The 6,000-nt window shown below is 68.6% G+C and carries 6 protein-coding genes and 2 pseudogenes; 4 read left to right on the top strand and 4 right to left on the bottom strand.

Features of this window, described 5'->3' with window-relative positions; genetic code table 11:
• Positions 1 to 327: 327 nt before the first annotated feature.
• Positions 328 to 1,188 (top strand): phosphotransferase, encoded by an 861-nt coding sequence (locus EES42_RS43840; RefSeq protein ID WP_124723773.1) that lies wholly within the window; start codon positions 328 to 330, stop codon positions 1,186 to 1,188.
• A gap of 273 nt (positions 1,189 to 1,461) precedes the next feature.
• On the opposite strand, the gene EES42_RS43845 is transcribed toward EES42_RS43840, so the two are convergent.
• Together EES42_RS43845 and EES42_RS43850 are read right to left on the bottom strand one after the other, a co-directional pair.
• Positions 1,462 to 2,061: a GNAT family N-acetyltransferase gene (locus EES42_RS43845; RefSeq protein WP_206433981.1), complete on the bottom strand. Its 600-nt coding sequence runs from the start codon at positions 2,059 to 2,061 to the stop codon at positions 1,462 to 1,464.
• Between the two features lie 136 nt (positions 2,062 to 2,197).
• On the bottom strand, positions 2,198 to 2,383 hold the full coding sequence (locus EES42_RS43850) for a hypothetical protein (RefSeq protein WP_124723754.1): 186 nt from the start codon (positions 2,381 to 2,383) through the stop codon (positions 2,198 to 2,200).
• Between the two features lie 141 nt (positions 2,384 to 2,524).
• Here EES42_RS43850 and EES42_RS43855 point away from each other — a divergent pair, with 141 nt between their 5' ends.
• Positions 2,525 to 2,902, top strand: coding sequence for a nuclear transport factor 2 family protein (locus EES42_RS43855; protein WP_124723755.1), 378 nt, complete (start codon positions 2,525 to 2,527; stop codon positions 2,900 to 2,902).
• 71 nt (positions 2,903 to 2,973) lie between these two features.
• On the opposite strand, the pseudogene EES42_RS43860 reads toward EES42_RS43855, so the two are convergent.
• Positions 2,974 to 3,651: pseudogene (locus EES42_RS43860) on the bottom strand (IS630 family transposase); the annotation flags it as partial.
• 358 nt (positions 3,652 to 4,009) lie between these two features.
• Between EES42_RS43860 and EES42_RS43870 the strand changes: the two are divergent.
• Positions 4,010 to 4,483: a hypothetical protein gene (locus EES42_RS43870; protein WP_124723756.1), complete on the top strand. Its 474-nt coding sequence runs from the start codon at positions 4,010 to 4,012 to the stop codon at positions 4,481 to 4,483.
• A 24-nt stretch (positions 4,484 to 4,507) separates the two neighbouring features.
• A pseudogene (locus EES42_RS43875) lies at positions 4,508 to 5,165 on the top strand (IS5 family transposase); the annotation flags it as partial.
• Positions 5,166 to 5,305: 140 nt separating this feature from the next.
• Here the strand turns inward: EES42_RS43875 and EES42_RS43880 are convergent.
• Positions 5,306 to 5,821, bottom strand: a complete 516-nt coding sequence (locus EES42_RS43880; RefSeq protein ID WP_241196989.1) for a hypothetical protein — start codon at positions 5,819 to 5,821, stop codon at positions 5,306 to 5,308.
• Positions 5,822 to 6,000 lie beyond the last annotated feature (179 nt).

Consider the following 6,000-nt stretch of genomic DNA (forward strand, 5'->3'; position numbering starts at 1 on the left):
CGTCCCGCGCTGCTCTAGCGGTGAGCGAGCCGGCGCAGCTCGACCCGGGCGGCGGGTGTACCGGGCGGGGTGGACCAGAACGGATGCCACTGGGCCCGGGCGGACAGGTCCAGGAGGCGGCGGCGCAGGGCGGGGGCGAGGTTCGGCGAGCTGCCGGTAGGCGGCGAGCCAGTCGCGCTGGGCTTGTGTCCTGTCGCACCGAACCTTGAGCGAATCTCACCGAACCTTGACGGAGCGCAGTTCGTCTGTGCCGGGCCACGATAGTTGGCACCTGCCATGCTGGTTGGCATCGCCCTCGCTCATCTATGCCAGGATTAGAGGGTGGATATGACCGACGTCACGCGTGCGATCGCGGCTGCGACTTCGGTCGCCGCATCGCTCGACCTGCCAGCCAACGATGCAACCGTTCTCCACAACTCGAACAAGCTGGCACTGCGGCTGACGCCATGCGACGTCTTTGCCCGGGTCGCCTCTGTGGGCCAAGAGGTTGCACAGTTCGAAGTCGATCTCGCTCAGCGGCTCGCCGAGGTCGGATGCCCGGTGTGTCCCTTGGAACCTCGGGCGGACCCGCGTGTGTACACGCGCGATGGCTTCGCAGTGACGCTGTGGACCTACTACGAGCCCGTGACACCTCACACCTCACCAGTCGACTACGCCAAGGCGCTGGAGCAGCTGCACGCCGACATGCGCAAGGTCGATGTGCCGAGCCCGAGGTTCACGGACCGGATCACGGAGGCGGAAGAAGTTGTCGCCGACCCGGATCGCTCGCCGGAGCTCACCGACGCGGACCGCGTGTTCCTCAGCGGCAGGCTGGCAAGCCTGCGACGAGCGATCGACGACCGCGGCGCCGTGGAGCAGCTGCTCCACGGCGAGCCTCATCCAGGCAATGTGCTCAGCACGAAGAGCGGACCGTTGTTCATCGACCTTGAGACGTGCTGCCGTGGTCCCGTCGAGTTCGATCTCGCCCATGTTCCCGAGGCGGTCTGTGAGCACTACCCGAGCGTTGACCAAGGGCTGCTGGACGAGTGTCGGCAGCTCGTTATCGCGATGGTCGCCGCGTGGCGTTGGGAGCTTGGCGACCAGTTTCCGAACGGGAGGCGATTCGGAGAGGAATTCCTGCGCTTGCTGCGCGAGGGGCCTCCTTGGCCGACACTCGACACAGTGACCAGGCGACTGGATAGTCTGTAGAAATCACCGAAGGTCACGTCAAAGCGGCAAGGAACCAAGCGACGAGACTGTCGCCGTTGCAACCCATGTTCGCCGGCCTCGCTGCCGCGCTGAACCATGGCGCCAGTGCCAACAAACGCGGCAATTCGCTACAGATGCCAAGAATCTTGGCCAGGCGGTGCCAACTATCGTGGCCCGGCACACCGTCTCGTCGAACATCAGGTACACAGGTCAGGGCGTTGCCGCAGCGGATGAGAGCCTGTTGGATCGACAGGCCGTGGAGCAAGTACAGCCTCAGGCCGGAGGGATGGTGAGGGTGACGACCCAGCGGTGGGGCGAGATCGGCCGGGCCCGCGTGAAACCGTGGTTCTCGAAGACGGCCATCGGGCCGGTGTGCAGGAGCGAGCCCGACACCGAACGGTCGTCGGTCTCCTCGGGATAGCCCTTGACCGTGCCACCGCCCTGACGGGCGATCTCGGCCAGCGCCCCGCCGATAGCGGCGTGCGCGATGCCGCGCCTGCGCAGACTCTTCCCTGTGAAGAAGCAGGTGATGCGCCAGTCCGGCAGCACCGTGAGGTCCTTTTCGTACTTCCGCTTGCTCTTGATCTCCGGCAGCTCGGCTGGCGAGCCGAACTGGCACCAGCCCAGGCATTCGTCACCTGCGAAGACGAGCTCGGAATGGGTCCGGCCCTCGCGGACTCGCTGGTCCTTCTCGGCCCGGTTCTGCTGGGGGGTACGCCCCTTGCCGACCCTGACATGAAAGCCCATGCACCAACAGCCACCCCACACACCGTTGCTCGCCTCGACCAGTCGGGCGAACGCGGGCCAGGTGTCCGTGTCCAAGAGCCGGACGGCGAGGGAGGTAGCGGCGTCGCCTGTTGCGTTGTTGCTCACGGATTCCTCCCGGGAGGTGTACTGCGGTCTGTCGCTCCAACAGGCTCTCGACCGCTGCGGCAGCGCCCTGACCTGTGTACCTGATGTTCGACGAGACGAACTGCCCTCCGTCAAGGTTCGGTGAGATTCGCTTCGCTCAAGGTTCGGTGCGACAGGCCACCTGGCGGGCAGTGTGAGCAGCGGTGATGGGCACGACGTTGGAATCGTTCGCGGCATCGTTCACGGCACTGGATTCCGAGCCGCCAGGAGCTGCACGGCGCCCCTTGACCAGGTCGGGCGTGGCTCGGGGATCGGGCTGCCGGGCGCTGCTGGCGTACGTCATGACGAGGCTCCTCACGCAGTGGCGCGGGACTCCGGACAGAATCCCGCCGTCACTTGCTAGAGGTGTGACCGGAATGGTTCACCGTGACCGGAAGGCGGCTCGCGTGACGAACGCACGCGAAAAGGCTGGTATTACTGGGGCATGCAGGAAGAGACCGCACGCTCCGCGATCGACACGTTCATCTCCGCGTTCAACGCCTCGGACGACAGCTATGTGACTGACCTGCTCTCCCAGGCACTGACCTCAGACGTGGTCTTCTGGGGGCCGTTGGGCCGCAGCGAAGGAATCGCGGCGGTCGAGCGGTTCGTGCTGGACATCCGGCGCCACCCAGCGGGGACCGGCACGATGGTGCGCTGCTCAGCGGTGGACATGCCTGGCGAGTGGGCCCGGTACAAGTGGGTCTTCACCACGCCGGATGGAGGCCCCCGCCTGGCGGGAACGGACGTCGTCCATCTGCGGCGGAGCCTCATCGACCAGGTCATCGTCTTTGCGGGGGAGATCGAGGCGTCCGCCTCCTGAGTCATCCTTCTGTCGCTGTCCTTCTCCTGAACTTGCCCCTTCGGCGCTCGGGGGCTGCGGTTCGCAGTTGGTCAGGCTGCGGTGCTGAGGGGGCGTCCGCCCCAGCGGATGCCCTTTTCGCTGCGGATGCGGGCACGTTCCTTGCGTTGGGCGGCGAGTACGTCGGGGTGGCGGGCGTTGGTGGTGCGCCAGCGCAGGTAGCGGTGCAGTGCCTGGGTCTACGCGGGGTGGCTGCGGTGGTGGGAGTTGGCCAGGGTGAACTGCCGCAGCGGGCCGAAGTGGGCCTCGATCGGGTTGGCCCAGGAAGCGTAGGTCGGGGTGAAGCACAGCTCGACCTTTTTCTTCTTCGCCCAGCGGCGGATGTCCGCGCCAGTGTGGGAGGAGAGGTTGTCCAGGATGATGTGGATCGGGGCGCCGTCGGGTCGGGCGGCGCGGATCGACTTGAGCGCGGCCAGGGTGTTGGCGGTGCCCTTGCGGCGGCGGTTGACGCCCCACAGGCGGTCGTCGCCCACGGAGTAGCAGCCGTGGAAATAGGTGACGCCGTGGATGCGGCGGTAGGTCGCCGGCAGCCGGTTGGGCTTGCCCTGCTTCGCCCAGCAGGAGCCCGCGATGGGCCGGATCCCCAGGGGCCCGAACTCGTCGAAGGCGAAGCCCCGGTCCGGGAAGCGGTCCAGCACCTGCTCGATCCGGTCGAGCTTGGCATCGCGATCAGGGTCGGGTGGCTCCTTCCAGGTCCTGGTGCGCTGGAAGTCATCGCCTTCGCCGCGCGGTTCCCCTCCGAGGCCACGAGGACGTCGCCGACACCCTGCACCAGATGGCGAACGACCCCGACGGACCGGTGGTGCACCTGGTCACCGCTGACGAGTGGGCACTCCACTGCCCGGACTGTGGCACCCAGGCGCGGCGGTCGAAGGGCCGGTGGGTGACCGGGCCGCGTGACCTGCCGGTCGGTGGCCGCCGAACGCGGCTGGGGCCTCTCGTTCGGATCATGTCGGGCTCGTCGCCGACGAGCTACGGCCCTCGGGGCGGGCCTCGGTGTTTTCGGCATGCTCGCGACACCGTCCGCGACGCAACGTTCGGCGGCCGGTGAGCGTCTCATCGGGTGTGATGGATCTTCCTGAGACAACGAACTCCGTCGACACCCAGGACGAGCACGAGGACGAGCGAGTGCGGTCCGGCCCGCTGCGGCACCATGCTCTGTGGGCGGCGCTCGTCACCGCCGCCGGAGTGACGCTGGGGTGGTTGGGCGCCCTGTTCCGCATCGGCCCGGAGGAGTACGGCCTGCCGCCCGCCGCGCCGGGAGCACTCTGGCCCTATCTGCTCGCCTGGGCCGTGATCGGCCTGGGGCTGAGCGCCATCCTGCGGTTCGTGGCGGCCAAGGTGCCCGTCTACTCCCCGTCGGAGGTCCTCCTCGGCACCGTCATGATCGGCACCCGGCTGTCCCTGGGCTGGCGGCCGGAGCCCCTCGAAGTCGCGGGCCTGGCCGCGGCCGCACTGCTCCTGGTGGCTGTCTGGTGCGCCGTCGCACTGCGCGGGGCGGCCGTCGTGCGACGGTCCAACGACGCTTCCGGGGTCGCCTAGGACGTCTGATGATTGATCTTGTTTGTGGGTCGTGGGGAGCTGGCGGATGCGGCGTGGGAGCGGATAGCTCCGCTGCCGCCGGGTGTTGACGGGCGGGGTCGTCCGTGGGGGTCGTCCGTGGAGGTCGTCCGTGGCGGGATCACCGGCAGGTGATCAACGGGGTGTTGTGGCGGTTGCGGCCGGGTTCTCCGTGGCGTGACCTGCCGGAACGCTTCGGGCCGCGGCAGACGGCGTATGAGCGGTTCGCCCGCTGGGAGGTGGACGGGACCTGGGCCCGTCCGCTCGGGGAGGTCCAGGTCCGCGACGACTCGGTCGGAGGAGCGGTGGAGTGGACCGTTTCGGTCCACTCCACGATCAACCGCGCTCACCAGCACGCCGCCGGCGCCCGCAAAAGGGGGCACCGGCGGGGGACGAACTGGAGGACCCGGAACGCGCGGCGGCTGGCCAGGCGCTCGGCCGGTCCTGCGGCGGGCTGACCACCAAGGTTCACCTGGCGTGCGACGGCCGGGGCCTCCCCCTGGCCGTCCTCCCCCTGGCCGTCCTCGCCACGCCGGGCAACGTCAACGACTCCACCGCCTTCGACGCGGTCCCGGACGCACTGCCAGTACCCCGGACCGGCGTCGGGCGACCGCGCCGCAGGCCCGACGCGGTCATCGCGGACAAGGCGTATTCGTCACGGTCGCGCCCAAGTCGGCATCGCGCGCCAACTGATCTGCTCAGTCGCCCTTCTGCACGCACGCGTACCGCAGGCCGCCATCCGGCGCCGCGGCTGTACGACGCAGGTCTTGCCGGGGCCGGATCGCGGCCGATGCCGCCCGGTTCTCAGGGCTCCACCCCGCAGCGTCGCGCAATTGCTTTGAGGCGTTCGAGTTCTCGTCGCGCTGCTGTCGGGTGGGCGAGATCAAGGGCCATCCCGGCGCGGGCCGAGATGTAGAGGATGTCCTGGTGGCTGGCGGCGTCGAGGCCGGGAGCGGTCTGGAGGCGGCGGCCTGTGACGCTCAGGTAGATCGCGATGCTATCGAGATCCCCGCGCAGGTGCACAGGAAGCACCTGCCGCAGTTCGTCCTTGACGTAGTCGCGAGCCTGCCGGTCCGCCGCGCATGGGCCAGGTGGCACGGGAGCCCAGGGAAGGCCGGCTTCTCGGGCGTCGTCGTACATCTCCGCCACCAAGGCGCGTGCGGACGCGGGATCGCCCTCGGCGGCTGCCACGCGGGCCGACTCCAACGTGGAGCGCAGTCGTGCACGGACCTGAGGGTCCTCGCCAGTCCGGGCGTTCAGATAGCCGGACCACACATCGAACGCCTTGCTCAACTCGGCATCCAGCATGATCTTGTACACGTCCGGCACTCCGCCGCCCCTCCGTCGGGCCCGTCCCGGCGTGGACGGCAGTGGTCAGGATAGGACAGGCGCTGGGCGGGACGCCCGCGAATTCCCCGGTGCAGTGTGCATGGGCCCCCGCATCAACTGAGCTGCTCAGTCTCGTCCCACCCGCGCCCAACACTTACGGGACAGCCCTT

This window comes from Streptomyces sp. ADI95-17 (assembly GCF_003846175.1).
GTDB classification, from domain to species: Bacteria; Actinomycetota; Actinomycetes; order Streptomycetales; family Streptomycetaceae; genus Streptomyces; species Streptomyces sanglieri.